A 450-nucleotide genomic window follows, 5' to 3' on the forward strand; every position below is an offset into this window, starting at 1 on the left:
CCCCAGACCTGCCGTGGGCAACGTAGGAACGGTGATTCCCACCAGGAAGTCCGATCAACCTTCCCCCGGGAGGCCATCCATGACTTCTGGACGTTTCGTTCCCCCGGGCGGCCGTCGTTACGGCCGGGTGTCCAACACTTCATCCAGGGGCCTTGCGCCCCTTGGATGCACCGTGGCGCGCCCCTTCACGGCGACCCGGCCGTCAGGCCAGGGCCGCCGGGAGCGGCGCCAGGGCGAAACTACTTCTTCTTGCCTTCGGCGGCGGCGGTCTTGGCGGCTTCCTTCTGCTTCTTGATCCGCTTCTTCCAGTGCTGACGGATCTTCATCTGCACGCGGCGGTGCTTGCTCTTGCTGTTGGCCATGTGGGTGGCTCCTGGTCTCCGGAATGGAGCAAAGGGGGGCTTACCTATCAGAAGCCTACGGGCTCCCGGAAGAGGAACCCTCGGGGTC

General features: G+C 65.1%; 1 protein-coding gene. It reads right to left on the reverse strand.

What is annotated here, in order from left to right; translation table 11 throughout:
* Positions 1–239: 239 nt before the first annotated feature.
* The gene (locus D7W81_RS41525) at positions 240–362 is read right to left on the reverse strand and encodes an aminopeptidase (protein WP_120560766.1); all 123 of its coding nucleotides are present in this window, start codon (positions 360–362) and stop codon (positions 240–242) included.
* Between the last annotated feature and the right edge of the window lie 88 nt (positions 363–450).

The organism is Corallococcus aberystwythensis, assembly GCF_003612165.1.
GTDB lineage: Bacteria > Myxococcota > Myxococcia > Myxococcales > Myxococcaceae > Corallococcus > Corallococcus aberystwythensis.